We start from the raw sequence: 24,732 nt of genomic DNA, 5'->3' as shown, positions 1-24,732 counted from the left end.
GACTGCGAGAATGCGACGCCTGTTTCCTGTGACGGACATGACAGCACCGAACGCCCAGGTCAACGCGGTGGACCGCGAGTGGTCCCTCGACGAGCTGGCCGACGCCTACGGCTATCCGGAAGGGGCCGGGACCTGGCTGCGGGCCAACATGGTCTCCTCCCTCGACGGCGCCGGGCAGCACGAGGGACGCTCCCAGCCGCTCTCCTCCGACACCGACATGCGGATCTTCGGCACCCTCCGCGGGCTCGCGGACGTGGTCGTCGTGGGTGCGGAAACGGTACGCCAGGAGGGTTACCGGCCCGCCCGCGCCCGGGAGGCCTTCGCCGCGCGTCGGGCCGCCGCGGGCCAGGGACCGGCCCCCGTCATCGCCGTCGTCACCGCCTCGCTCGGCCTGGACCTCACCCTTCCGCTTTTCGCCGCCCCGCTGGTCCCGACCCTGATCCTGACCGGTGCCGGCGCGCCCGCCGAGCGGATCGCCGCGGCGCGGGACGCCGGGGTCGAGGTGCTCCTCGCCGGCGAGGGGGCCGCCGTCGACCCGGCCCGCGCGGTCGCCCTGCTCGCCGAGCGCGGGCTGCGGCGGCAGCTCACCGAGGGCGGGCCCCGGCTGCTCGGCCAGTTCGCCGCCGCGGGGGTGCTCGACGAGCTGTGCCTGACGGTCTCCCCGACGATGACGGCGGGTGATGCCCAGCGCATCGCCCACGGGCCTTCGATCGCGCTTCCGACACGCTTTGGGCTGGCTTCTCTGCTGGAGCAGGACGGCTTCCTCTTCAGCCGCTACCGTCGGATCTGACAATCGGCGGAATTTACCGTTCCGCTTAGCGTCCGCTGGGCACAATCACAGTCGCAGTCCCCGTGCGGTCACGGGGAAGGATGGTTTCCGCAGAAGGGCTCCTGAGGTGTTCACAAGCGTTCTGATGATCGAGAAGCCCCTGACGTCCGTGGACGTGGAATTCGTCACCACCCTGCACGGCGACGAGGGCGTGTCCTTCATCGTGCTGATGCAGCCGCGCGGTGATCAGGCCGACGTACTGCTGCGCGCCATCGACGACGTCGCGCTGGGCGAACTCAAGGAGGCGGCCCGGGAGGGGGACGAACCGGAGGGCAAGGAGGCCCGCGAGCCGGCCGAGCTGGCCCTGGAGCACTCGCTCCGGGCCCTGAGAGCGGCGGGCTGCGAGGCGGTCGGACAGGTGGTCGAGGACCACCCCCTGGACAAGATGAAGGCGGTCGTCGAGGAAGCGGGGGCGGACGAGGTCATCGTCCTGACCGCCCCCCACTACGTGGAGGAGTTCTTCCACCGGGACTGGGCCTCCCGCGCCCGGCACAAGGTGGGCGTCCCCGTCCTGAAGCTCTTCGCGCACAGCGAGGAGGGCAAGGAGAGCGCCTAGCGGCGGGGCGGCCGGGACACGGGCGGACCCGTGTCCCGGCCGGCTTCCCGGGCCGCCCGCCCGCAGCCACTAGGCTGGGGAGGTCAGCGAACGCGCACAACCGGGGAGAGAACCGCATGGCACCCGCCATCCCTGCCGCCATGGAACGGCCGCACTTCATCGGCATCGGCGGTGCCGGAATGTCGGGCATCGCGAAGATCCTCGCCCAGCGCGGCGCCAAGGTCGCGGGCAGCGACGCCAAGGACTCCCCGACCGCCGAGGCGCTGCGCGCCCACGGCGTCACCGTGCACCTCGGCCACGCCGCCGAGCACCTCGCCGACGACGCCTCCGCCGTCGTCGTCTCCAGCGCCATCCGCGCCGACAACCCCGAGCTGGTCCGCGCCGCCGAGCTCGGCATCCCGGTCGTGCACCGCTCCGACGCGCTCGCCTCCCTCATGGACGGCCTCACCGCGATCGCCGTCGCCGGCACCCACGGCAAGACCACCACCACCTCGATGCTGGCCGTCGCCCTCACCGAGCTGGGCCTCGACCCCTCGTACGCGATCGGCGGCGACCTCGCGGGCCCCGGCACCAACGCCCGGCACGGGGCCGGCGACGTCTTCGTCGCCGAGGCCGACGAGAGCGACCGCAGCTTCCAGAAGTACGACCCCCAGGTCGCGATCGTCCTCAACGTCGAGCTCGACCACCACGCGAACTACGCCTCCATGGACGAGATCTACGAGTCCTTCGAGAAGTTCGCCGCGAAACTCCGCCCCGGCGGCACCCTCGTCGTCGGCGAGCACGCCGGCGCCCGCGAGCTCGCAGCCCGGGTCGCCGCCGCGGGCCGCGCGGACCTCGGCATCGTCACCGTCGGCGAGGGCGAGGGCTCCGACGCCCGCATCCTCAAGATCGTCCCGAACGGGATGAAGAGCGAGGTCACCGTCGCCCTCGACGGCGCCGAGCACACCTTCACCGTCTCCGTCCCCGGCCGCCACTACGCCCACAACGCCGCCGCGGCCCTCGCCGCCGGCGCCCGCGCGGGCCTCGACCCGGCCGCCCTCGCCCAGGCGCTCACCGCCTACACCGGCGTCGGCCGCCGCCTCCAGCTCAAGGGCGAGGCGGCGGGCGTCCAGGTCATCGACTCGTACGCGCACCACCCCACCGAGATGACCGCCGACCTGGAGGCCATGCGCGGCGCCGCCGGCGACGCCCGGCTGCTCGTCGTCTTCCAGCCGCACCTCTTCTCCCGCACCCAGGAGCTCGGCAAGGAGATGGGCGAGGCGCTGGCCCTCGCCGACGGCTCCGTCGTCCTCGACATCTACCCGGCCCGCGAGGACCCGGTCCCCGGCGTCACCAGCGAGATCGTCCTCGACGCGGCCCGCGCCGCCGGCGCCGGCGTCACCGCCGTCCACGACAAGGCGGCCGTCCCCGAGGTGATCGCGGGAATGACGCGGCCCGGTGACTTCGTTCTGACCATGGGCGCGGGCGACGTCACGGACCTCGGTCCGCTGATCCTCGCCCGCCTGGCGAACTGAGGGAGTGGACGGACGATGGCGTACGAGGTCGAGAAGTCGGACGCGGAGTGGCAGGCGCAGCTGACCCCGTCGGAGTACCAGGTGCTCCGGCTGGCCGGCACGGAGCCCGCCTTCCGCGGTGAGTACACGGACACCAGGACCGAGGGTGTCTACTCCTGTCGCGCCTGCGGGGCCGAGCTCTTCACGTCGCACGAGAAGTTCGAGTCGCACTGCGGCTGGCCGTCCTTCTTCGACCCGAAGGACAGCGAGGCCGTCGAGCTGGTCGCGGACACCTCCCACGGCATGATCCGCACCGAGGTCCGCTGCGCCCGCTGCGGCTCGCACCTCGGCCACGTCTTCGAGGGCGAGGGCTACCCGACCCCCACGGACCAGCGCTACTGCATCAACTCGATCTCCCTGCGGCTGAAGCCGACGGAGGCCTGACACGGCGGCGCGGTCCCCCTAGGGTGTCCGGTGACGGATCAGGGGGACCGCATGGCCGGCCGGAACTCAGCTCCGCTTCCCACCTACCGCAAGGACGCGGTGACGAGGAAGCTCTGCGCGCACGTCTATCTCGACGACACCTTCGCCCACGACATGGACGTCGAGCTCACCGGCGACCGGCTGACCGCCCTGGGGCTGCCGCTCGGGGTGAACCTGGTGGCGCTCGCGCGGCACGCGCGGGTGGCCGCGCGCCGGGTCCGGGCCAGGGACCGGACCCTGTCGCTGCTCTTCCTCGCGCTCTGGGCGGGCGTCGCGCTCCTTCCCGCCGGCCTCGCCGTCGACCCGCTGCTCGGCTGGACCGGTGCCGCGATCGGGTTCGCCGCCCTCGCCGGCGGCTGGTGGGCCACCCACCACGACCTGGCCGTCTCCTGGCGGGAGGCCCAGCGGGTCTTCCAGGAGGCCACCCGTCCGGAGGAACAGGCCCCGCCCGTCGAGCGCGACGCCGAGGACCGGCTGCGGGCCCTCGCCCGCGCCAACGTCCTGCCGTACACCGCCTCCGCCGGCCACCACGACCCGTTCGTCGGCCACGGCGAGAAGGTCAAGGACGTCGTCTGGCATCCCATCGACGTCTCCCAGCCCGCCGACGACCCGGCCCACCCCGGACGGAAGCTCACCGTCCGGCCCTTCGACGCGGTCGACCTGCACACCTTCGTCGCCCGCGAGATGGAGAACATATCCGGCCTGGAGGGGCTGCGCGCCAGGAACCGCCTGTACGTCTCCGGCGACCACGTCCCGTACCTCGTCGGCGAACTCCTCGACTCGCGCGTCGGCCGTCCCCGCCCCCAGATCTCCCCCGACCTCGTCCGCACCGGCCTGATCAAGCCCGGCGCCGGCGCCCGCACCTACCTCAGCCTGGAGCGGATCAGCGACGGCGGCCGGGTCGTCGTCTCCGTCCACATGCGCGCGCGGCTCCATCCCCCCAGTCTCTCCTGGGAGTTCATGATCTTCGTGATCCCGCCGCCCGCCGCCCGCTTCTCCACCGTCACCACCCTCCCCACCCAGGGCTTCGACCGCTTCCGGATGCTCTTCAGCGGCACCAACTCCATCTGGTGGCGCTGCCTCACCGGCTCCTGGTCCCGCGCGGCCCGCCGCGGCTCCCTGCGCCGCGGCCGCGAGCGGGCCCTGCGCCGCGACCGCCGCGACATCACCCGCCGCAACACCCTGCACGACCACGGCGCCACCGACAGCGTCCGCGAACGCGTCTCGGACCCCGAGCAGATGCTCTTCAGCGACTCCGCCGACGCGCAGGACTACCTCCAGCGCCTCCAGGGCGGCATCCTCATCGCCACGGAACGCTTCCTGAAGGACCACCACATCGACAGCGCGTCCTTCGACTCGACGAAACAGATCATCAACTCGAACCCGACGTACAACTTCAACGGGATCGTCCAGGGCAACGCCTTCGGGCACCAGAACGTCGTCCAGAACACACCCGGCCAGCCCGGGGCCGGCGGCGGCCAGCCCGGCCCCGGCGGCCAGTGGGCACAAGGAAAGGGGACCCCGTGACCACCTTCAACTTCAACGGCCCGGTGAGCGGCAACGCCTTCGGCAACGACAACACCGTCACCAACAACCACTTCCACCGGGCCGAGGAGCCGGTCACCGCCCGCGCCCTCGCCGAGCAGCTGGTGACCCTGCTGCGCGAGCAGCCCGCCGCCACCACCGCGGTCGCCCCGGCGGAGTCCGTACGGGACGAACTCGCCGCCGCCGAACGGGAGAACCGCCCCGTCGACGAGGGCCGGGTCCGCACCGCGCTCGCCGCCGTCGAGCCGTACGTCACGGTCGGCAGCGGCGGCATGGCCCTGCTCCAGGGGATCCTGGCGATCTTCGGCGGCTGAGGGACGGCCGGGGCGACCGAAGTCGCCCGGCCGCCCCGGGTCAGCGGGCGCGGACCTCGGCCCGGGCCCCGTCGGCCAGCTCCAGGGCGAGGCCGGCGCGCAGCGGCACCGTCTGGCCCGGCACGATCCGCTGGCTGGTGCCGTCCGAGCGGGTGCCGGTCCACGCCTCCGCCGAGCGGTTGGCGAGCCCGTACCGGCCCGGCTTCTGCGGGTGCTCGACCAGCTCGGCGACGAGGCTGCCGTCCGAGTAGTCGTGCCGGGTCGGCTCGGCCGTCAGGTGGTGGCGGTGGATCCGGGCCGCCCGCCCCAGCATGATGTGCCGCTCCGACCGCGGCGGCGGCGTGGTCACCACGAGCCGGGGCGGCAGCACCAGCGGGGCGCCGTCCTTCCAGCAGGTCCCGGGCGTCGCCGCGCCCGGCTCCGTCATGTTCGGCCGGCCGCAGTTCGGGCACTCCACGATCGCGTCACGGGCCGCCCGCAGCGCGTCGCGCCACTGGGACTCGCGTACCCGGGCCGAGGGCTCCCGCAGCCCCACGGTGAAGTTCTGCGTGAACAGCTTCTGGAGCGACGGCGGCACCAGCGGCCACAGCACCCGCGCCGTCGTGTGCTCCACCGGGTCAGGGCGGTTGTCCGGGTCGTCCGGGTCGAAGATGAACAGCGGGTCCTTGCCGTACAGCCTGCGCTCCGCGTGCTCGTCCAGGCAGCGGATCGCCAGCTCCCTGGCCCCCTTGAAGGGGTGGTGGTTCACCAGGAACATGAAGAGCAGCACCGACAGCGAGTGCAGGTCGCTCTGGGTGCCGGGCATGGCCCCCGGGTCGCCGCGCACCAGCTCCGGCGCCATGAAGCCCATGGTGCCGGAGATGCCGCTCCGGTCGCCCTCCACCACCGCGTTGTCGTTGTCGCAGACCAGGACGTCGCCGGTGGTGGGGTCGAAGAAGATGTTGCCCCAGGAGATGTCCCGGTAGGCGATGCCGCGCGAGTGCAGCGCCTGGTAGGCCTCCACCGTGTACAGGCAGGCGGTCAGCAGCTCCCGGAAGCTGGTGGTGACCGTCCGCCGGAACAGCTCGGGCAGACCCCGGAAGCGGTCGGGGCGCACGTCCATCAGATAGCCGAAGCGGTCCGGTGCCGCGTCGACGAACGCGGTCGGCCACAGGAACCGCTCGTCGTCGAAGTCCCGTTCCACCAGGTCCTCGACGACCCGCCGCTGCTGCGGGGTCGCGCTCTCGGGGTAGTACCACTTGAGCGCCTTGGCGGAGCCGTCCGGGAGCGTCACCCGGTAGACCTCGCCCTGGCCCCCCTGGCCGAGCAGCCGGTCGACGACGAGCGTCTCCCCGGTGCCGGTCGTCAGCGTGTCCCCGTTGTCGAGCATGCCGCTCATGGTCGTTCGGTCTCCTCGTCGTCGTTCCTCGTGCCGCCGGTGGGATCCGATCTCTCGGAGAGTGGATCCGAGAGGTTGGGTCCAGGATTCGAAAGGCTGGATGGTGGATCCGATAGATCGGATGTTGGATCCGCTTCCGCTTCCGTTTCCGCCCCGGGGCCCCACGGCCGCGCCGGCTCCGGCGCCCGCGCCCACGCCTCCCGTGGGTCGGCCCCCGCCACCCCGCCGTCCCGCCCCGCGCCCCCGTCCTCCGCCCGGAGGGCCAGCGCCAGGGTCGTGTCGTCGCCGGAGTGCCGGGACGCGGCCTCCAGCCAGCGCGGTACGTCGTCCTCGATGCCGGGCAGGCCCCGGGAGGCCAGCCGTGCGTACAGTCCGGACGTGAACTCGGTGAAGCCCGCGTCCGAGGCGAAGCTCTTCGAGAGGCCGTCGGTGGAGAGGGCGACGAGCCGGGGGGCCCGCGCGGGCTCGGGCAGGGGCTCCCAGTGGACGCGGACCAGGTGCCAGGCCTCGGGGAGACAGAGGGAGGCGGTCTCGTCACCGAGTTCGGCGCGCTCGGGCGCGAGCGGGAGCCGGACCCGGCCGTCCGGGTCCACCACGGTCAGATCGCCGTCGCCCAGCTGCCAGGCGACGAAGAGACCCGGCGCCAGTACGGCCCCGACGAGCGTGGAGCCGTACAGCCGCAGCACCTCCTCGCGGGGCGCGTCGGCGCCCTCGGGGCCGGGCTGGCGGCCCCAGTGCGCCCACACCCGGGCCTGCCAGTCCCGCACCAGCTGCTCCGGCAGCTCGTAGCGGGCGTAGTCGCGCAGCCAGGGCAGCCGGCCGGTGCGGACGAGCGCGCCGAACTCCCGCCCCTTCGCGGCGAAGAGTTCGGCGGCGAAACGAGCACCGATGTCGCTGCGCGGGTACGAGGCGGAGCCGTGCCCGTCGGCGACCGCGAGGACCACCGGGTCGGTCGCCGCCCCCGTGCCGCCGGTCCGGACCGAGTCCTGGTTGAGCCCCTTGCCGTAGCCGATGACGCTCGTTTCGAGGATGTCCCACGTCGCCAGGGCGCTCACCACACGTCGTCGTCGTCGGTGGCGAGCACCGGCGGCGCGTACGGCGCGGCCGGCTTGGTCGGCCCGTCGCCCGCGCCGTTGCCGCCGGCGACGGGCTGCGAGGCGGCCTTCACCGCGGCCGTCGACGCCCAGCGGATCGCGGCGGCGAGCTGCTTGGGGCTGTTGGCGTCCAGCGGCCGCAGCTCGGGGTTGGCCAGGAACTCCTGGAGCACGCCCCGGTCGGCGTCCGCGCCGATCGCGATGGCCACCCGGACCGCCTTGCGGCCCCACGGCGTCGCCTCGATGGCCCGGAGCCCGGCCCGCCAGTCGTCGGTCGGAGCCCCGTCGGAGACGAGCGCGATCACCGGCTTGAGGGCCCGTTCCGGCATCGGCGGGGTGCGCAGCTCGCCGGCGACCAGGGCCAGCGCCTCGCCGAGGTTGGTGGTGCCGTCGGGCGTCACGTCCTGCCAGGTGAAGTCGTGCACCTTCACCGGGTCCTTGTGGTGCCAGCGGGCGGTGGTGGAGAAGGTGATGGTGCGCAGCAGGAGCTGGGCGGCCGGGTTGTCGTCGGCCACCGAGCGCATCTCCGGGATCGCCTCCCGGATCGCGTAGTTGAGCTGGCCGATCTTCTCGCCGGACATCGAGTACGAGGTGTCGAGCAGCCAGATGAAGTGCACCGGGCGGTTCGCCATGGCGCCGCCGGGGAGGTCGGACACGGTTTCCTCCAGGGGAGTCAGGGAGTGTTCGGGGACGGGGGACAGCGGTGCGGGGTCAGGACGTGGTGGCCGTCAGCTCCTCCCAGCGGGCGGGGACGGACTCGACGAGCCGGAGGATCGCGTCGAGCAGCCCGGGCGCCCCGTACACGGCGCCGAGGGCCGCCGCCGTGAGGACGAGGACGGTGGCCGTCGTCAGCAGGGCGCGTACGGCCTTCCGGGCGCGGGCGACCCGCGGGGTGACCACGGTCATCGGGCGCGCACCCCCGTTCCGCCGGGCCGTGCGTCGACCAGCGGGCCGACCCGGAGCCCGGACCGGGCGAGCAGCCACAGGACGGGTTCGGCGGCCCGGCGGCCCTCGGGGTCGAGGGCGCCGGTGCCGGTGGCGGTGAAGGCGCTGACGGACCAGTAGCGGGCGGTCCCGAAGTGGTGGGTGAAGCCGCGGACGAGCCCGTCGAGGCCGAGCTGGGTCAGCCAGTCGTCGACCCGCGCGCCCGCGGGCGGCAGGGAGGCGATCCGGTCGAGCACGTCCCGTTTGGTGACGACGACGGCCACGGGCAGTCTTCCTCTCCGTCCGACGAGCGCGGTGAGTTCGCCGCTGAGTCCGTCGAAGGTGTCGACGGGCCCCTGGGCGGCGGGCCGGGCGTCGGCGATCCGGCCGCTGTCGGCCTCGGCGATCCTCCGCCGGACTTCCCGGTCGGCGAGGACGTCGACGACGAACAGGACGCCGTCGGCGTGCGCGAGGTACTGCTGTTCGCGCAGCCGGTCGGCACCCTGGAGGGCCTCGCCCATCGGGTCGTACAGGTAGAGCAGCCGGCGGCGCCGGCCCCTGCCGACGAGGATCATCCAGGCTCGCTGGTCGCCCTGGGTCTTCAGCGCCCAGTCGTCGTCCCGCAGCCGCTGGTCGAGGAGGGCGCCGTCGTGCCGGTCGGCGTCGGAGGCGTAGTCGAGGGTGAGCGCCCCGTTCGTGGCCCAGGACCGCAGTCCGGCGACGACGGCGGCCATCAGCATGGTCTTGCCGGAGGAGGAGGCGCCGATCAGGGGGACGTGCACCACCCGCGTGGTGGCGAGGGAGGGCGGCAGCGGCCGGTCGCAGGCGGGGCACTCGGCGGCCACGCGCGCCCGGCCGGTGAGGAGCGAGGCGGGCAGCTTGACCCCGCACCGGCAGGCGTGCCGGAAGACGCCGTACCGGCCGGGCCGCAGCTCCCGGTGGACCGCGTCGGCGCACGTGCAGCGGTGGGCGGCCAGCGGCACCGGCCGGTGGCAGCCGGGGTGCGGGCACACGGCCCGGACGCGGAAGGCCAGCAGCCAGGCCCGTTCGGCCCCGCGCAGCACTCCGACGGCGAGCAGCCACCCGCTCCACGCGGCGGTGACGAGCAGGGCGAAGAGGAGCAGCGCGGCGCCGTGCAGGACGGCGACGAGCAGCACCGCGAGGGTGGCGCCGAGCGCGGTGCCGGGGGCCATGAGCAGCAGCCACAGCCGGCTGACCGGGTTGCCGCCGCGCGCGCCGGTGGAGGGCCGGCGCCGCTGGAGGAGGCGGGCGACGACGGTCGCCATCCAGTGGCTCCGCCACCGGCGCCAGGGCGCCCGCAGCCCGGCGCCGAGGACGCCCGCCGTGTCGACCCACACCTGCCGTGCCCAGTACGAGGGGTGGGCGGGCTCGGCGTCGAGGCCGATGACCCGCTGGTCGGAGCGGCCCGCGTCGAAGGGGCCGAGTTCGACCACGGCGGCCCGGGTGGCGGTGGCGAGCAGTTTCCAGAAGGCGTTGCCGGCGCACACCAGGAGGGCCGTGACGGCCCACAGCACCACGAGCAGGGTGACGACCAGTTCGGTCAGCTGTCCGCCGTCCACGCGGTCACCTCCCGCCTTCGCGCGGCGGCCGGACGTCGCCCCAGCGGGGCTCCTGGGCCTTGTCGGGCCTGCGGCCGCCGCCGAAGCGGCGGAAGAGCTGCTTCATCCCGCCGGCGGGCCGGCACCACTCCTCGAAGGCGGCCCGCCGCGAGGGCGCCTGCCGGGCGACGAGCTCGGCCGCCGCCCGGATCTGGTCGTCGGGGAGCCGCCGCACGACGGGCCGCAGCACCTCTTCGAGGAGGCCCGTGCGGGTGAGTTCCCACAGCGGGCCGACGCGTTCGTGGGAGGTCCAGGCGACGTAGCAGTCGGCGACCCGGTGCGGGGCGGCGAGGAAGTCGGTGAGGACGGGGGAGCGGGCCGCCCTGTCGTAGGCGTCGATGAGGTTCGGATCGTTGCTCTCGGCGAAGGCCCTCAGTTCCTCCGCCGGCCGCCGGGGCCGGAGCAGCAGCAGCGCCAGGGCGTGCGAGGCCCGCTTCTGGACGGCGGGCCGGGCGTTGTGGGAGAGGCCCTGGACCCGGTGGACGAGGCCGCCGTGGGGGACGCTCGGGTCGCCGTCGGGGTGCTGGAGGGCGTGGACGAGGGCGAGCAGCTTCAGGTCGGCGACGACGGACCGGCCGAGCGCCTCGACGCCCTCGGCGAGGAGCCGTTTGGCGAGCAGGGGGGCGTCGGGGTCGCTCGCGGGCGCCTCGACGGCCGCGGCCACCAGGTCGTTCCAGGTGCCGGCGGCCTGGTGGAGGGCGGCGCCGTCGTCGAGGAGGGCGGCGGCCTCGGCGGCCGTCTGGGTGCGGTCCGGCCAGACGAGGGCCAGCGCGGTCCGCAGCACCATCGGCGCGGGCGGGCCGCCGTCCAGGCCGGCGGTCCTGCGCAGTTCGCGCAGGGCCACGGTCCGGTTCTCCGTGCCGGGCTCGGGTTCCATGGCCGCCGCGCACAGCCGGAGGTGCGCCCTGTCCCCGTCCCCCGGCCCGTCGAGGGGCAGCGGTACGGCGCGCAGCGCGCGGGCCACGGTCGTCGGATCGTCGGCGGCCCTGTTCTCCAGGAGGTCGAGGAAGCGGACCCGCAGCGGTTCGGATCCGGCCAGGACGTCCGGCACGTCCCGTACGGAGTCGGCGCCGGCGCCGGCCCGGTCCAGGACGCGGCGGCAGAGGCGTTCGGCGAGCCCCGGCAGCAGGTCCTCGTGTTCGACGCCGAGCGCCCGCGCGGTGGCGAGGAGCCCGCCGACCCGCCGCAGCGGGGTGGTGGGGGTGGCGATCCCGGCCCGGACGGGTTCGCCGAGTTCGCCGGTGAGCCGGGTGCGGTACGGCTCCGGGAGCGCGCCCGGCGGCAGCGGCGGGGGCGTGGCGGCCTTGTCCTGGACGGCGGCGGCGACGAGCCGGGCGGTGACCGGGGCGGTGACGGCGAGCGGGACGGTGCCTCGGAAGGCGGCGAGCAGGTCGGCGAGGGCGTCCGGGGCGAGCGCGCCGGGCCGGCCCTCCTCGCAGACGGCCCGCAGGAAGGTCTCCAGGGCGGCCTCGTCCAGGGCGCGGGGGTGGGCGGCGGCCCACCGGGCGGCCTCGGCGACGGCGCCGGCCGGGACGGGCACGCCGCCGGCGAGGGCGAGCGCGGCGAGCGGCCCGGCGGCGAAGGGCCCGGCGCCCGGCAGGTCGCGGGCCGACGCGAAGAGCGCACTGGCCCCGGCGGCCCAGACGGCGGCGGCGGTGAGCGCCCACACGTCGTCGGTGGCGGGAGGTGCGGCGCGCGGGTCGGAGCGGTCGTGGACGGCGTAGCGGTGGGGCTGCCCGGCGACGGCCCGCGCGTCCTCGGGGCGGACGCCGACGACCTGCTGGCGGGCGTGCTGGGGCCGTCGGGTGTACGTGGTGAAGGTGAGGTTCCTGGCGGCGTCCCGGGGGAGCGCGGCGCAGGCGACGATCAGCCAGTGGGCGACGTCCCGGCTGTCCCGCTCGGCCAGGACGACCTGCGGGGCCCCCGGGTCCTCGGCGAGGCGACGCAGGTCGGCGAGGAGGGCGGCGAGCCGGGGCCCGGCCCCGGCGGCGAAGGCGGTGAGCGTGGCCCCGAGGCCGCCCGGCAGCCCCGGGGTGAGCCGCTCCAGGGGCGGCGGAGCACCGCCCTCGGGCGAGCGGTCCGCCCATTCGGCGGCGCCCCACAGCGCGATGGGCGGCAGGTCGCCGGGGAGCGGTTCGCCCGCGGGCACGAGCAGCGCGTGGGCGTGGAAGTTGCCCCAGCGGCCGCTGTAGTCGGCGCCGGTGTAGACGGTGCGGCTCAGCAGGCCGCTGCCGTCGGACAGCCGGGTGAAGCCGAACATCTCGGGGAAGGAACCGAGTTCGTCGTCGGTCGGCCGGGCCGGGGCGTCCCGGGGCGGCTCGTAGCCGACGAGCTGTTCGGCCTCGCGGAGCACGGCGTGCGGCACGCCGGGGCTGACGGCGGTGAAGCGGAAGCCGGAGCCGTCGGGTCCCGGCGGGGCCGAGGTGTAGTGCATCTGGAGGAGGCTCACGCGACCGGCACCCCCTTGCCGTTCTCGCGCGGTGGCTTGGCGACGGGCACGAGGCCGCGCCGGGCGAGCAGCCACAGCAGCGGGTCCTCGACCCGCACCGGCTGGGGCCCGGCGGCGGGCGCGTCGGCGGGGGAGTCGTCGGGCGGCGGTGCGCCGAGCGCGGAGATCCCGAAGAGCGACACCTCGGAGAAGTCCCGTTCGAGCTGCCGCCACAGCGCGCCGGAGCCCCAGCCCTCCAGGAGGGAGCGGGTCTCCTCGTGGACGGCGAGCCGGTCGGCGGGGTCGTAACGGCCGCCGGTGTGCGGGGCGTTGCCGAGGAGCGGCGAGTGCGGGTCGAGCAGGCCGCGCACGGTGTCGGTCTTGGTGACGGCGACGGCCAGCGGGGTGCCGACCCGGCCCCGGGAGCCGCCCCGGCCGTGCGAGCGGAGCTGGGTGGCGAGTTCGGCGGCGATCTGGAGGGCGGGCGTGTCCCGGGCGGGTACCGGCCCGCCGCGGTCGCCGACGGTGTCGCGGACGGCGCCGAGCTGGAGCGGGTCGACGAGCAGCACGATGCCGTCGGCGGCGCTCAGGTACTGGGTGTAGAGGTTCATCGCCTCGGCGGACTTGAGGTCCTCGCCGGCGGCGTCGAAGAAGACGAGGGCGGTGTGCCGGCTGCCGTCGCGGCCGAAGCCCTTGCGGGGCAGGCTCAGCCGGTAGAGCAGCGGGTCGTTGAAGCCGGCGGCGGACGGGATGGTGGCGTCCGGGAGCCGCATCCGGTCGTACAGGTCCTCGGCCATCTCGCGGTCGCGCCGCTGGCTCTCGTCGCCCATGGCGGCGAGCGCCGCCCCGTACGCCCGGCCGACCCGGTGCCGCAGTTCGTTGACGAGCACGGACACGTAGGTGCTCTTGCCGGAGGCCTTGGCGCCGACCAGGGCGATGATCCGGCTGTCCTGCTCGCAGTAGTCGCTGGGCAGGTCGCTGTGGCAGTTGACGCAGACCCGGACGGGGGTGGGCACCCCGCAGTGCGGGCACGCGGCGCGCGGCCCGGGTCCGCGCAGCCCGCCGAAGCCGCGCGGCGGGGTGAAGACGGGCCCCCGCATGTACGCGGCGGGGGCGCGGGTCGAGCCGGTGAAGCCCGCCCACACGTCGTCCCGTTCGGGGTCGCAGGGCGTGCCGCCGCGCAGCCCGGTCCGTGCCATCAGGCAGCGGTAGGGCAGCCGGGCGGCCTGCGTGCGGTGAAAGCAGTAGGGGCAGATCACCGTCGTCATGTCAGCGCACCACCAGGGTCGTGAGGGCGGGTTCTTCGAGGCGTACGGCTCCGGCCCCGTCGCCCAGCAGGAACGCGCGGAGCGCGTACGGCGGGCGGGACAGGTCCGGGACCGGCGGGAGTTCGAGGGTCTGGAGCGGGGTGCGGGCGAGCGCCGCGCCGTCGATCCTGAGCAGGACGGTGCCGTCCTCGGCGTGCCGGGGCCGCACCGAGGTCCGGTGGACGAGGACCAGTGCGGGCAGCGGCACGGCCGGGTCGTGCCCGTCGGCGCTCACCTCGACGGCGTACGGCACCCGCCGTCCGAGGCCGCGCCGCCGGGTCAGCAGCCGGTACCGCACCACGGCCTCCCCGGGCACGTCGACGCCGACGGGCGCGCGGCGGACACCGACGGCCCTTGCGCCGTCGGGCACGTGCGGCCGGAGCGTGACGCGCGCGGGCCTAGGCCCGAGGGGCAGCCGCAGCCCTTCGCGGACGTACGCGCTGCGGCTGATCCGCAGGTCGCCGCCCGGCCAGGCGGCGGTCACGGCGCCCGCCCCGGACGGCCAGTCGAAGAGGAGCCGCACCTGTCCGCCGGGCTCCCGCACGGCCCGGGGCGCGCCGACCGGGCCCGGCACGTCGAGCCGGACCCCGGGGCCGGCGAGCGCCCGCTCCCCGAGGACGGTGACGGCGCTGACGAGCCCTGCGAAGGCGGCGTCCGGCACGGTGGGGACGGGGTCGCCGCAGCGGGCCCAGGGCAGCGGGGCGGGCAGCGCGTCGGCGCGCAGTTCGGTGCCGGGCGCGGGCGCGGTCCCCTCGGGCCAGACCACGAGCCGTACCTCGGATCCCCCGGCGCCCTGCCCGGTGAACCGCACGCCTTCCTCGGGCCCGGCGTGGGCGGTGAGCGCGGTGAGCTCCCGGGGCCAGGGGTGCACGGTGGCGGTCCGCAGGATTCCCGGGGCGTCCACGGCGCCGCCGTCCGGCGAGGGGTGACGGGCGGTCAGGGTGACCTGGTAGGCGCCGGGTTCGAGGCCGGTGAAGACGTGTTCCTCGGTGCGGTCGGCGGTGTGCCGGAGGGTGACGGCGCCGGGGCCGGTCAGGGTGAGCACGGTGGCGGAGGCGGTGCGGGGGCGGCGCCAGCGGACGGCGATCCGGGCGGGCCCGTCCTCCAGGACGGCGTCCTCGGCGTCGGGCGCCACGAGCAGCGGGTGCGACACGAGCGGGGCGCCGGTCGGTCTGCCGTCCTCCACGGGGAAGGCGGCGTACCGCACCCGGAGCCCCACCGGCGGGTCGGCGTCGACGGCGGTGGACGCGGTCCCGCCGGTGCCGGGCACGGGCGTCGCGCGGTCCGGTCCGGGCCCTTCGCGCAGCACCCGCCAGTGGGTGCCGGGCCGGGCGGGCCAGGCGAGCGCGACCCGGCCGCCCTCGACGGGCCGGGTGGTGAGCGGGGCGTCGGCGGAGGCGGGTACGGCTCCGAGCCGGATCAGGCCCCGCACGGCCTCGTCGTCGTCGGAGGCGACGGCGAGGACGCGCAGATAGCCGGCCTCGGCCCCGGCGGGGTCGGCCGGGGCCGCGAGCCGGGCCGCGGCGAGCTCCCGGTCGCAGCGGTCGAGGCGCCGCCGCAGCCGCGCGTCGAGGGAGCCGAGCCACGGGTCGGCGCGCACGGCGTCGGGCCCGAGGACCGTGAGGGCGTGGGCGCAGGCCCGCAGCCGCCGCCGCGACCAGAGCGGGGCGAGGGCCTCGGCGGCGGTCCGCTGCCGGTCGTCGAGCTCGGGGAGGGCGCGGGACGCCTTCGCGAGGAGGGCGAGTTCGGCGGGGTCGATCCCGAGGCCGTCGGCGCCCTGCCGGGCGAGGGGGAGGAGCTGGTAGAGGAGGACGCGGCGGAGCAGTGCCGGGTCCTGCCGCCGGATCGCGGCGAGCAGCCGCAGCACGGGCGCGTGCGCGGGCCGCGCGTCGGCGCGGGCGAGCAGGGCGGCCTCGTCGACGAGCCGCCGCCGACGGGGCGTGCACAGGGCGACCCCGTCCAGGACGGAGACGAACGCGTCGCCTTCGGCCCGCTCCTGAGGATCCGTCAGGACTTCTCCCGCGAACCGTAATCCCGCCGCACGCTGACCCTCCGTCAGCTTCCCGTACTCGGGCGCGAGTGGTGCGAGGGGTAAGGGACCCAGGGCGCCGGGCAGGCCCAGCTTCTCACCGAACCCCCGTCGCATCCCCCGTCCCTCGCGCTCGTGCGGTTCACAAGGGCTTCATCTCAGCAGAAGAAACGCCCGCGCGCAGGCCCTTTTCGCAGATCACGCAGGGTGCCGGAGCGGCTGCGGAGGGTGCGGGAGGCGGTCCGGGGCGGGAGACCGGCCGAGGAAACGTTTCGGCGATGGCTCGCGAGGGGTCCCTCGCCGAACTCTTCGGCGCCGTCCGCGCCCCGGCCCGCGGCGGGGAGGCCGCGTGCGGTCCGTGCCCCCGCACAATGAGACCCGTGACGGACGACGGACGGGGGAGGCCGATGACACGGACAGGACGCCGGTGGGTCGAGGGCTGGGCCGTGGCCCGGCGGGCGTCGCGGCCGGTGGACGTGCCCTGGGGGCTCCGGATCGACGCCGGGCAGCCGGCCCGGACCGTCCGGCACGTCCTGCTCGACGCGGACGCCGCCACCGCCCGTGCGCTCATCGGGTCGATCACCGAACCCGCCGTCTGCGTCAAGGCGTTCCTGACCCTGGACGCCATGCGGCCCTGGTTCCCGCCGACCTGGGAACCCGTCGACCCCTGCTTCCTGATGGCCGTCGACCTGCGCCCCGCGCCCGTACGGATGCCGGACGGCTACACGGCCGCCGTCGAGACCACCGACGGCGTCGTCTCGGTACGCGTCCTCAGTGACGCCGGCGGGGAACTCGCCGCCTCCGGCCTCGCCGGACTGACCGACGCCGCCTGCGTCTACGACCGGATCGTCACCGAACCGGCCCACCGGCGGCGCGGCCTCGGCACGGTGGTCATGGGCCTCCTCACCGACGCGGCCCTCGCCGCCGGCGTGACCGAGGGCGTCCTCGGCGCGACCGTCCCGGGCCGGGCGCTCTACGAGACGCTCGGCTGGAAGGTCCTCGCGCCCCTGAACGGCTTCGTCCACCGACCCGGCGCCTGATGGTGCCGCGTCAGGCCCGCTGTCCGGGAGGCCGCGCACGGTGCCCGGGGTGCCGAACGCGGTGACCGTCGACGTGGCTTCGGTCGCGAGCGAGGGCGAACCGCACCGACCGGTGTGGCGAGGGTTCGACTTCCCGGGCCTCCGCGGTCGGAACCGGGCCGCCCCCCGGGGCGCCGTCAGCGACCCCGTCACGGGGAGCGGCAGCGAGGTGGGGGCCCCGCCGCGACGGCCCGCCATGGGCGGGCCGTCGCGGCGGGGCCCCTTCGGCATGGGCGACGTCCCTGCGCTACCGGCCGTCCAGCCGGATCCGGATTCCCACCGAGCGTTCGGAGCCGGTGCGCAGCCTGCCCGCGAGCAGCCCGACTCTGGCGGGCAGCCCGTACTTGCGTTTCATCAGGCCGGTGAAATGCGCGCTCGCGTCCGGCGCCAGCACCTCCGCGAAGCCGGGTGTCGAGGCGCCCAGGGGCCTGCCCCGCCAGTCGCAGGGGCCGACCAGCACCCGGCCGTCGTTGCGGATCCTCTTCACCTTCCCGGCGTCGGCGGCGCTCCACACGGCCAGCGTCCGACCGTCCGGCATCACCCAGACCGGGGTGGGGACGGCCCTGCCGTCCCGGCGGAAGGTGGTGAGGAGGAGGTACCTGCCGGCCGCCAACTCGTCGAAGACCACGTCGACATGATTCATGAGAGTAGACTAACTGGTTAGTTAGTTAGACTGCCGCGGCATGGCATGGCATGGCAGGGCAGGGCGTGACGATGCGAACGGCGCAGCTGGAGGGAACCGCATGGGGAGATTCGTCTGGACCCTGCTCGCCGGCTTCGCCCTCGGCACTCCCGCGATCCCCCTCGGCCTCTCGCTCTCCCTGCCCGGTCCGGTCGCGCTGCTCGCGGTGCTTCTGGGCTCCGCCTGTTGCGTGGTCTTCGCGGTGTTCGCCATGGAGCGGGCGCGGTCGCGCTGGCAGTCCTGGCGAGCGCGCCGGAAGTCCCCCGCGGCGAGCGCCGGTTCGGCGCCGGGCGCCTCCGCCGACGGCGCACCGCCCACCGGTGCGGCCGCCGTCGGGTCACCGGCGGGCGACCGGCTCTCCGGCGCGGCGGGCCGGCGGGCGCGGCGGGTCTTCGAGCGCTACGGCGCGGCGGGCTTCGGCATCGTGGGGCCCGCCCTCTTCGGCACCTGGGGATCGTCCCTGCTCGGGGCCGCTCTGGGCATCCCCCGATGGCGGCTGATCCGCTGGCTGATGGCCGGGGTCACCCTGTGGTGCGCGGTTCTGCTGGTCGCGTCGGACGCGGTCCTCGGCGCCTTCGGGACCGAATGACCGGCTCGGGCCCGGGCGCCCCCCAGGGGCACATCTCACTGGTCGGCCCCTCGTTACGATGACCCGCATGTCCCGCGCAGACGCAACCAAGGCCCGCATCCTCCAGGCCGCCACCGACGAGTTCGCCGCCCACGGCATCGCCGGAGCCCGGGTGGACCGGATCGCCAAGGCGGCGGCTGCCAACAAGAACCTCATCTACGTCTACTTCTGCAGCAAGGACCGGCTCTTCGACGCGGTCTTCGACGCCCACGTCACCCACGGCCTGAACGCGGTTCCCTTCACGCCCGACGACCTCCCGGGATACGCGGGGCGGCTCTTCGACCACTGCCTGCTGCATCCCGAGGTCATCCGGCTCGCCCTCTGGCACCGACTGGAGCGCGGCGACGGCCACGACCGGGACCCGGCCGTGGCGGCACCGGCACGCGACGCGAAGCTGGAGGCGCTCGCCTCGGTGCAGAAGGAGGACGGCACCGGCGCCGACTTCTCCCCCACCGCGCTCCTCACCCTGGTCCTGGGTCTCGCCCTCGCGTGGAACCCGAGCAGTGCCGTCGGAGTCCCCGTCTCCGCGATCGAGGCCGAGAGCGCCGACGACCGCCGACGCTCGATCGTCCAGGCCGTGCGGCGCCTCCTGTGAGCCGCACCCTCCTCGCACCCCCGGATCCGATCCGTGCGGCCTCCGCTCCGAGGTCGCCGAGCGCGTGACCATGCTCGAGGAGCCGGAGAACCTCGACGCCGAGCGCGAGTGCCGCCGTTCCTCCGGAGAGCCCGGGTCGGAGAGGCCGCGTCCTCCGGATCCGGACGGCCGGGCAAAACCAGGTGCGGCCGGTCGTCGCGAGGGTGTGGGATGCGGGACATGACGATCGTTCTGGACGAGCCCGGCGTCGACGGGCTGACCGGGGCCGTGGACGCCCTCCGCGCGTGGCAGGACGACCGCACGCCCCTGCAACTCCACCCGGGAGACCTCGGCTGGGCCTGGGCGCTCGGCGCGGAGAGGCTGGCCGCGGCCGTCCGCACCTGGAGCGCGGACGGACGGATCGTCGCCGTCGGCTACCTGGACGACCCCGATCTGCTGCGCCTGACGACCGCGCCGGAGCTGCGGCGGGACGGCGATCTGGCGCGCCGGCTGCGGGCGGACCTCGACGATCCGGAGCGCGGGGTCCTGCCGGCCGGGAAGGCCGGCCTCGAAGTCCCCGACGGCGCCCTGCTCCGCGAGGTCCTCCTGGAGGCGGGCTGGGTGCCGGACGAGCCGTGGACGCCGCTGCGCCGCGACCTCGCCGACCCGGTGGGGGACTCCGGCCTGCGGATCGAGGTGGCAGGCCCGGAGACGGCGGGGGTGCGGACCGCGGTGCACCGCTCGGCGTTCGGCAGCCCGGCGTTCACCGAGGAGAGGTGGCACACCCTCGCCGCCGGGCCGGTCTACGCCGACGCCCGCTGCCTGATCGGCTACGACGACCGGGGCGAGGCCGTGGCCGCGGCGACGGTCTGGTCGGCCGGGCCCGGTAGGCCCGGCCTGCTGGAGCCGGTGGGCGTGCACGCCGACCACCGCGGTCGCGGCCACGGCACGGCGATCAGCGTCGCCGCCGCGGCGGCGCTGCGCGACCTGGGCGCGTCCAGCGCCCTCGTCGGCACCCCGACCTCGAACGCCGTCGCCGTCGCCGCCTACAGGGCGGCCGGATTCGAGCCGTCGCCCGAACGGCCGGACCTCAGTCGAGCCGCCTGAAATCGCCCCCCGACCCGTGGCGCGTCCCTCTGCGACGGCCAGTCCGTGCCGCACCCCGTGCGGCACGGGCCGTCGGCCGGGGTCAGTGGACGGAGAAACCGCCGTCCACGAAGAGGGAGTGGCCCGTCACGTACGCGGACGCGGGGCTCGCCAGGAAGACGGCCGCGCCGGCGAAGTCCTCGGGCAGACCGTTCCGCCCGACCATCGTCCGGGCGGCGAGCGCGGCGACCTTCTCCGGGTCGGAGGAGAGGCGCTCGTTCAGCGGCGTCATCACGAAGCCCGGCACGAGGGTGTTCGCGGTGACCCCGTACGAGGACCAGGCCTCGGCCTGCGAACGGGCCAGCGACTCCAGACCGCCCTTGGACACCCCGTACGCCCCGCTCTGCACGAACGCCCGGTGCGCCTGCTGGGAGGTGACGTGGATGATGCGCCCGTAGCCCCGCTCGGCCATCCCCGGCCCGAACCGCTGCCCCAGCAGGAACGGCGCCTCCAGGTTCACGGTCATCGTCGTGTCCCACACGTCCTCGCCCAGCTCCCCGAAGGGCGGACGGAGGTTGATCCCGGCGGAGTTCACCAGGATGTCCGGCTCCCCGAACACCTCCGCCGCCGCCTCGGCGCCCGCCCGGATCCCCTCCCGCGTGCTCAGGTCCGCGCTCACCCACGCCGCCCGGCACCCGTCGGCCGTCAGCTCCTCGACGGTCGCGACCAGCTCCGCCTCCTTGCGCGCGAGGACCACGACACGCGCCCCCGCCCGGGCCAGCGCCCCGGCGATCGCCCGCCCGATCCCGGAGCTGCCCCCGGTGACGAGCGCGGTGCGGCCTTCGAGCGAGAAGAGACCGGAGAGGTACGGGGAGGCGGATTCGTTGGTCATGCCACGCATCCTGGCACACGCCCGTTCCCGTGGAACGGGCGTGTGCCCGCCACGTCTCAGGCGAGCTGGGCGACGAACTCCGTCCAGGCGGCCGGCGCCACCGCGAACTGCGGCCCGTCCGGGACCTTGGAGTCACGGACGTGAACGGTGGAGGGGCAGGTGGCCACCTCGACGCAGTTGTCGCCGTCGCCGCTGCTGTAGCTGGACTTGTGCCAGGAGAGGGCGACCTCAATGCAGTTGCCGCCGTCCCCGGTGCTGTAGCTGCTCTTGAACCAGGCCAGTTCAGTCGTGCTCATAGTGCTCCTCGGATCTCCCGCAACAGGCCCACGGTCGCCTCTACGGACAGAGCCTGTGCCCGCATCCTGGCATACCGCTGCTGGAGGATGCTGACCTCTTTGGCTTCGGAGGTGAGCTGGCCGGTCCCCTGGCCTTCGCTGTACGCGTACCAGACGTTCTTCTCGGTCTCCAGGAGGCACATGGGCCCGTCAAGGCCCGCGTGGTGACCGCGCGAAAGCGGCATGATCTGGATGTCGATGTTGCGCCGCTCACCAAGGGCGAGGATGTGGTCGATCTGCTCGCGCATGACGTCAGGCTCGGCTACTTGGCGGCGCAGAGCGTACTCCTCGACGATGAAGCTGTAGATCGTTTCCGGCCGCTCCGTGAGGATGCTCGTACGCTCCAGGCGGGCTGCCAGGTTCGTCTCGATCTTGTCGTCGCTCATCGCCGGAAGCTGCTTCTCGAAGAGCGTCCGGGCGTACGCAGGCGTCTGGAGCAGGCCCGGCACCAGCCGACTCTCGAAGGTGTACAGCGTCACCGCCTGCGGCTCCAGCTCCGCCCACTCCTCGAACCACTTCGCCAGCCCCGCCCTGCGCGTCAGGTGCTTCGCCGCCGCCCGGATCACCCCGAACGCGTCCAGCACCTCCTCCGCCTTGTCCACGAACTTCTTCGACGGCACGCGCCTGCCCTGCTCGATCGACGCGACCATGGGCACCGAGTACCCCACCCTCGGCGCGAACTGCTCCTGGGTCAGTCCCGCCCGTTTGCGGAAGGCCTTGAGTACTTCCCCGAACGCCTTCAGACTCTCTGACGTCTCCGAATCGCCGCTTCTCTTGGGAACGTCCTCCGCCACCCCGTCACCTCCCGCACCGTGTGCCCGCGTTGATCGCATCCAGGGTCACGGACTGTCACCGGTACAGTCCAGCGAACGAACCCGTACAAGCGCAGCGTACGAGTCCGGTAGCTGGTAACTCGCCATGATCGGCGCGAAATTGGCCACATGACGACTCCCCTCGCGCGCAAACGGCCCGTCACCGTACGTATGTTCGCGCAGCGCTTCAGCTCCACCCCGCGCGGCGCCCGCCTCGCCCGCAGGCTGGCCCTTCACCAACTGCACCAGTGGGGCGTCCCGTACGACTCCGAGCTGTCCGAGACGGCGGGCCTCATCGCGGCCGAGCTGGCGGCCAACGCCGTGACCCACGGCCGCGTGCCCGGGCGCGACTGCGAGCTGGGGCTCCTCTACGCGCCCGGGCTGCACCTGCGGATCGACGTCAGCGACACCCGGGGCGAGTGCCGGCCCGCCCCGGCCGCGTCGCCGGGGCCGCTGGACGAGGGCGGCCGGGGGCTGCTGCTCGTCGGGGCGCTGGCGACGCGGTGGGAGGTGCTCGACCGCGTACCGGTCGGGAAGACGGTACGGGCCGAGCTGGACCTCTAGGCGGGGGCGGGCTCGTAGCCCGCCGGGCGGGTGGCGAAGGTGCCCCGGCCCTGGGTGCGGCCGCGCAGGCGGGTCGCGTAGCCGAAGAGCTCGGCCAGCGGGACCGTCGCCGTCACCACCGACGTACCGCCCCTGACCTGCGAGTCCGTGACCCGGCCCCGGCGGGCCGCGAGGTCGCCGAGGACCGTGCCGACGGACTCGGCGGGGACGGTGACCGTCACTTCGGCCACCGGCTCCAGGAGGGTCATCGCGCTCGCGCGCAGCGCCTCCCGGAGCGCGGCGCGGCCCGCCGTGCGGAAGGCCAGTTCCGAGGAGTCCTTCGGGTGCGTGGCGCCGTCCGTGAGCGTGACGCGGACGCCGGTGACCTGGTGCCCGCCGAGGGGGCCCTCGGCGAGGGCGTCCCGGCAGCCGGCCTCGACCGCGCGGACGTACTCCTGCGGCACCCGCCCGCCCGTCACCGTCGACGCGAACACGAACCCCTCCTCTCCCGCGTCCCCGTCCAGGGGCTGGACGTCGAGGACGACGTGGGCGAACTGGCCCGCGCCGCCGTCCTGTTTGACGTGGCGGTGGAGCAGGCCCGTGACGCCCTTCACCACCGTCTCGCGGTACGCCACCTGCGGGCGGCCGACCGTGACCTCCAGGTCCCGGTCGCGCCGCAGCCGCTCCACGGCGACCTCCAGGTGCAGCTCGCCGAGGCCCGACAGGACGGTCTGGCCCGTCTCCGGGTCGGTCCGCACCACCAGCGACGGGTCCTCCTCGGCGAGCCGGGCGAGCCCGGCGGCCAGCCGGCCGGTGTCGGTGCTCCGGCGGGCCTCCACGGCCATGGAGACCACCGGGGCGGCCGGTACCGGCGGTTCGAGGACGACGGGCACGTCCGGGACGCACAGGGTGGCGCCGGCGCGGACGGTCTTCGGGCCGACGACGGCGACGATGTCACCGGCGACGGCGAGAGAGACCTCGGCCGTGCGGTCGGCCTGCACGCGCAACACGCGCGAGATCCGCTCCGTGCGTCCGGTGGCGGTGTCGAGCACGGTGGTTCCCTTCGTGAGGTGGCCCGCGTAGACGCGGACGTAGGTCATGCGGCCGGTCGGGGCCGCGTTCACCTTGAAGGCGAGCGCGACCAGCGGCGCGTGCGGATCGGCGGCCCGCTCGCCGCCGCCGACCGGGGGCCGGTCGGTGGGAGCGGGCAGGTAGGCGACGACCGCGTCCAGGAGCGGTTCGATCCCGCGGTCGCGGTACGCCGAGCCGCACAGCACCACGACGGCCGCGCCGGCCAACGTGAGCGCCCGCAGCGCCCGTGCGAGCGTCCCGTCGGACAGGGACCCGTCCGCGCAGAACTCCTCCAGGGCCTCCGGGTGCAGCTCCGCCACGGCCTCCTCCAGGGCGCGTCGGCGGCGTACCGCCTCGTCCCTCAGCCGGGCGGGGACGTCGGTCTCCTCACGACCGCCGCCGTCCCACACGTACGCCCTCATCCGGACGAGGTCCACGACGCCCCGGAAGCCGTCCTCCCGTCCGATGGGCAGCTGGACGGGGAGGGCGACGGCGCCGAGGCGGGAGCGGATCGAGGCGACGGCCGCGTCGAGGTCGGCGCCCGCCCGGTCCATCTTGTTGACGAACGCGATCCGGGGGACGCCGTGCCGGTCGGCCTGCCGCCACACCGTCTCGCTCTGCGGCTCGACGCCCGCGACCGCGTCGAAGACGGCGACCGCGCCGTCGAGGACGCGCAGCGCGCGCTCGACCTCGTCGGAGAAGTCGACGTGGCCGGGCGTGTCGATGAGGGCGAGCCGGTGGCCGTCCCAGGCGCAGCTGACGGCGGCGGCGGAGATCGTGATGCCGCGCTCCCGCTCCTGCGGGTCGAAGTCGGTGACGGTCGTGCCGTCGTGGACCTCGCCCCGCTTGTGGACGGCGCCGGTCAGGAACAGGATCCGCTCGGTGACGGTCGTCTTGCCGGCGTCGACGTGGGCGAGGATGCCGAGGTTGCGGACGCGGGGGTTCGGGAGAACGCGCACGGTGACGTGCCTTTCGCTGCTGTGGGAACACAGGGCAGCGCGATTGCCGACCGTACGGGCCGAATCCGTACG

24 protein-coding genes are annotated in these 24,732 nt (G+C 74.9%); 11 read left to right on the top strand and 13 right to left on the bottom strand.

Features of this window, described 5'->3' with window-relative positions; translation table 11 throughout:
- Positions 1–10 precede the first annotated feature (10 nt).
- The 6 genes from IE245_RS21810 (at position 11) to IE245_RS21785 (ending at position 5,220) form a co-directional block, all read left to right on the top strand.
- Positions 11–790, top strand: a complete 780-nt coding sequence (locus IE245_RS21810) for a pyrimidine reductase family protein (RefSeq protein ID WP_189950138.1) — start codon at positions 11–13, stop codon at positions 788–790.
- A gap of 106 nt (positions 791–896) precedes the next feature.
- Positions 897–1,385, top strand: coding sequence for an indole-3-glycerol phosphate synthase (locus IE245_RS21805; protein WP_189950136.1), 489 nt, complete (start codon positions 897–899; stop codon positions 1,383–1,385).
- 116 nt (positions 1,386–1,501) lie between these two features.
- The gene (murC, locus tag IE245_RS21800; protein WP_189950134.1) at positions 1,502–2,899 is read left to right on the top strand and encodes a UDP-N-acetylmuramate--L-alanine ligase; all 1,398 of its coding nucleotides are present in this window, start codon (positions 1,502–1,504) and stop codon (positions 2,897–2,899) included.
- Between the two features lie 15 nt (positions 2,900–2,914).
- On the top strand, positions 2,915–3,322 hold the full coding sequence (msrB, locus tag IE245_RS21795; RefSeq protein WP_189950132.1) for a peptide-methionine (R)-S-oxide reductase MsrB: 408 nt from the start codon (positions 2,915–2,917) through the stop codon (positions 3,320–3,322).
- A gap of 51 nt (positions 3,323–3,373) precedes the next feature.
- A complete protein-coding gene (locus tag IE245_RS21790; RefSeq protein WP_229851435.1) occupies positions 3,374–4,888 on the top strand; it encodes an AbeC-like domain-containing protein in 1,515 nt (504 codons plus the stop codon).
- Positions 4,885–5,220 (top strand): hypothetical protein, encoded by a 336-nt coding sequence (locus tag IE245_RS21785; RefSeq protein WP_189950130.1) that lies wholly within the window; start codon positions 4,885–4,887, stop codon positions 5,218–5,220. Before IE245_RS21790 ends, IE245_RS21785 begins: the two co-directional genes overlap by 4 nt.
- A gap of 40 nt (positions 5,221–5,260) precedes the next feature.
- Here IE245_RS21785 and IE245_RS21780 read toward each other — a convergent pair whose 3' ends face one another.
- The 8 genes from IE245_RS21780 to IE245_RS21745 all read right to left on the bottom strand — a co-directional run bounded on the left by IE245_RS21780 (position 5,261) and on the right by IE245_RS21745 (position 16,116).
- Positions 5,261–6,598, bottom strand: coding sequence for a protein kinase domain-containing protein (locus IE245_RS21780; RefSeq protein WP_189950128.1), 1,338 nt, complete (start codon positions 6,596–6,598; stop codon positions 5,261–5,263).
- Complete coding sequence (locus IE245_RS21775; protein WP_229851434.1) at positions 6,595–7,653, bottom strand: PP2C family serine/threonine-protein phosphatase; 1,059 nt, start codon at positions 7,651–7,653, stop codon at positions 6,595–6,597. Before IE245_RS21775 ends, IE245_RS21780 begins: the two co-directional genes overlap by 4 nt.
- Positions 7,650–8,324: a vWA domain-containing protein gene (locus tag IE245_RS21770; protein WP_189950254.1), complete on the bottom strand. Its 675-nt coding sequence runs from the start codon at positions 8,322–8,324 to the stop codon at positions 7,650–7,652. Before IE245_RS21770 ends, IE245_RS21775 begins: the two co-directional genes overlap by 4 nt.
- A gap of 79 nt (positions 8,325–8,403) precedes the next feature.
- The gene (locus tag IE245_RS21765) at positions 8,404–8,598 is read right to left on the bottom strand and encodes a hypothetical protein (protein WP_189950123.1); all 195 of its coding nucleotides are present in this window, start codon (positions 8,596–8,598) and stop codon (positions 8,404–8,406) included.
- Complete coding sequence (locus IE245_RS21760) at positions 8,595–10,196, bottom strand: TRAFAC clade GTPase domain-containing protein (RefSeq protein WP_229851433.1); 1,602 nt, start codon at positions 10,194–10,196, stop codon at positions 8,595–8,597. The genes IE245_RS21765 and IE245_RS21760 overlap by 4 nt, the downstream gene beginning before the upstream one ends.
- 4 nt (positions 10,197–10,200) lie before the next feature.
- A complete protein-coding gene (locus IE245_RS21755; RefSeq protein WP_189950122.1) occupies positions 10,201–12,684 on the bottom strand; it encodes a GTPase-associated protein 1-related protein in 2,484 nt (827 codons plus the stop codon).
- Positions 12,681–13,931 carry a TRAFAC clade GTPase domain-containing protein gene (locus IE245_RS21750; RefSeq protein WP_189950120.1) on the bottom strand — a complete coding sequence of 417 codons (1,251 nt, stop codon included), beginning with the start codon at positions 13,929–13,931 and terminating at the stop codon, positions 12,681–12,683. Before IE245_RS21750 ends, IE245_RS21755 begins: the two co-directional genes overlap by 4 nt.
- Before the next feature lies 1 nt (position 13,932).
- Positions 13,933–16,116 (bottom strand): hypothetical protein, encoded by a 2,184-nt coding sequence (locus tag IE245_RS21745; RefSeq protein WP_189950118.1) that lies wholly within the window; start codon positions 16,114–16,116, stop codon positions 13,933–13,935.
- A 290-nt stretch (positions 16,117–16,406) separates the two neighbouring features.
- Here IE245_RS21745 and IE245_RS21740 point away from each other — a divergent pair, with 290 nt between their 5' ends.
- Complete coding sequence (locus tag IE245_RS21740) at positions 16,407–17,039, top strand: GNAT family N-acetyltransferase (protein WP_189950116.1); 633 nt, start codon at positions 16,407–16,409, stop codon at positions 17,037–17,039.
- 286 nt (positions 17,040–17,325) lie between these two features.
- Here IE245_RS21740 and IE245_RS21735 read toward each other — a convergent pair whose 3' ends face one another.
- Complete coding sequence (locus IE245_RS21735) at positions 17,326–17,721, bottom strand: PPOX class F420-dependent oxidoreductase (protein ID WP_189950114.1); 396 nt, start codon at positions 17,719–17,721, stop codon at positions 17,326–17,328.
- A gap of 100 nt (positions 17,722–17,821) precedes the next feature.
- Between IE245_RS21735 and IE245_RS21730 the strand changes: the two genes are divergently transcribed.
- The 3 genes from IE245_RS21730 (at position 17,822) to IE245_RS21720 (ending at position 20,069) form a co-directional block, all read left to right on the top strand.
- Positions 17,822–18,349, top strand: coding sequence for a hypothetical protein (locus IE245_RS21730; RefSeq protein WP_189950112.1), 528 nt, complete (start codon positions 17,822–17,824; stop codon positions 18,347–18,349).
- Positions 18,350–18,416: 67 nt separating this feature from the next.
- Positions 18,417–18,983: a TetR/AcrR family transcriptional regulator gene (locus IE245_RS21725; protein WP_189950110.1), complete on the top strand. Its 567-nt coding sequence runs from the start codon at positions 18,417–18,419 to the stop codon at positions 18,981–18,983.
- A 219-nt stretch (positions 18,984–19,202) separates the two neighbouring features.
- A complete protein-coding gene (locus IE245_RS21720; RefSeq protein WP_189950108.1) occupies positions 19,203–20,069 on the top strand; it encodes a GNAT family N-acetyltransferase in 867 nt (288 codons plus the stop codon).
- A gap of 82 nt (positions 20,070–20,151) precedes the next feature.
- On the opposite strand, the gene IE245_RS21715 is transcribed toward IE245_RS21720, so the two are convergent.
- From IE245_RS21715 to IE245_RS21705, 3 genes are read right to left on the bottom strand one after another with little or no spacing between them, the layout of a single operon-like run.
- Positions 20,152–20,940 (bottom strand): SDR family NAD(P)-dependent oxidoreductase, encoded by a 789-nt coding sequence (locus IE245_RS21715; protein ID WP_189950106.1) that lies wholly within the window; start codon positions 20,938–20,940, stop codon positions 20,152–20,154.
- A gap of 56 nt (positions 20,941–20,996) precedes the next feature.
- Complete coding sequence (locus tag IE245_RS21710) at positions 20,997–21,236, bottom strand: DUF397 domain-containing protein (protein WP_189950104.1); 240 nt, start codon at positions 21,234–21,236, stop codon at positions 20,997–20,999.
- The gene (locus IE245_RS21705) at positions 21,233–22,108 is read right to left on the bottom strand and encodes a helix-turn-helix domain-containing protein (protein WP_189950102.1); all 876 of its coding nucleotides are present in this window, start codon (positions 22,106–22,108) and stop codon (positions 21,233–21,235) included. Before IE245_RS21705 ends, IE245_RS21710 begins: the two co-directional genes overlap by 4 nt.
- A 108-nt stretch (positions 22,109–22,216) precedes the next feature.
- Here IE245_RS21705 and IE245_RS21700 point away from each other — a divergent pair, with 108 nt between their 5' ends.
- Entirely contained in the window at positions 22,217–22,651 is a 435-nt protein-coding gene (locus IE245_RS21700; RefSeq protein WP_189950101.1) for an ATP-binding protein, read from the top strand.
- Here the strand turns inward: IE245_RS21700 and fusA are convergent.
- Positions 22,648–24,660 (bottom strand): elongation factor G, encoded by a 2,013-nt coding sequence (fusA, locus tag IE245_RS21695; RefSeq protein ID WP_189950099.1) that lies wholly within the window; start codon positions 24,658–24,660, stop codon positions 22,648–22,650. The two genes, IE245_RS21700 and fusA, sit on opposite strands and share 4 nt — an antisense overlap.
- Positions 24,661–24,732: the final 72 nt, after the last annotated feature.

This window comes from Streptomyces roseolus (genome assembly GCF_014649855.1).
Classification (GTDB): domain Bacteria; phylum Actinomycetota; class Actinomycetes; order Streptomycetales; family Streptomycetaceae; genus Streptomyces; species Streptomyces roseolus.
Note: the sequence above shows the minus strand (reverse complement) of the source record. Positions and strands in the feature narration are given on the sequence as shown.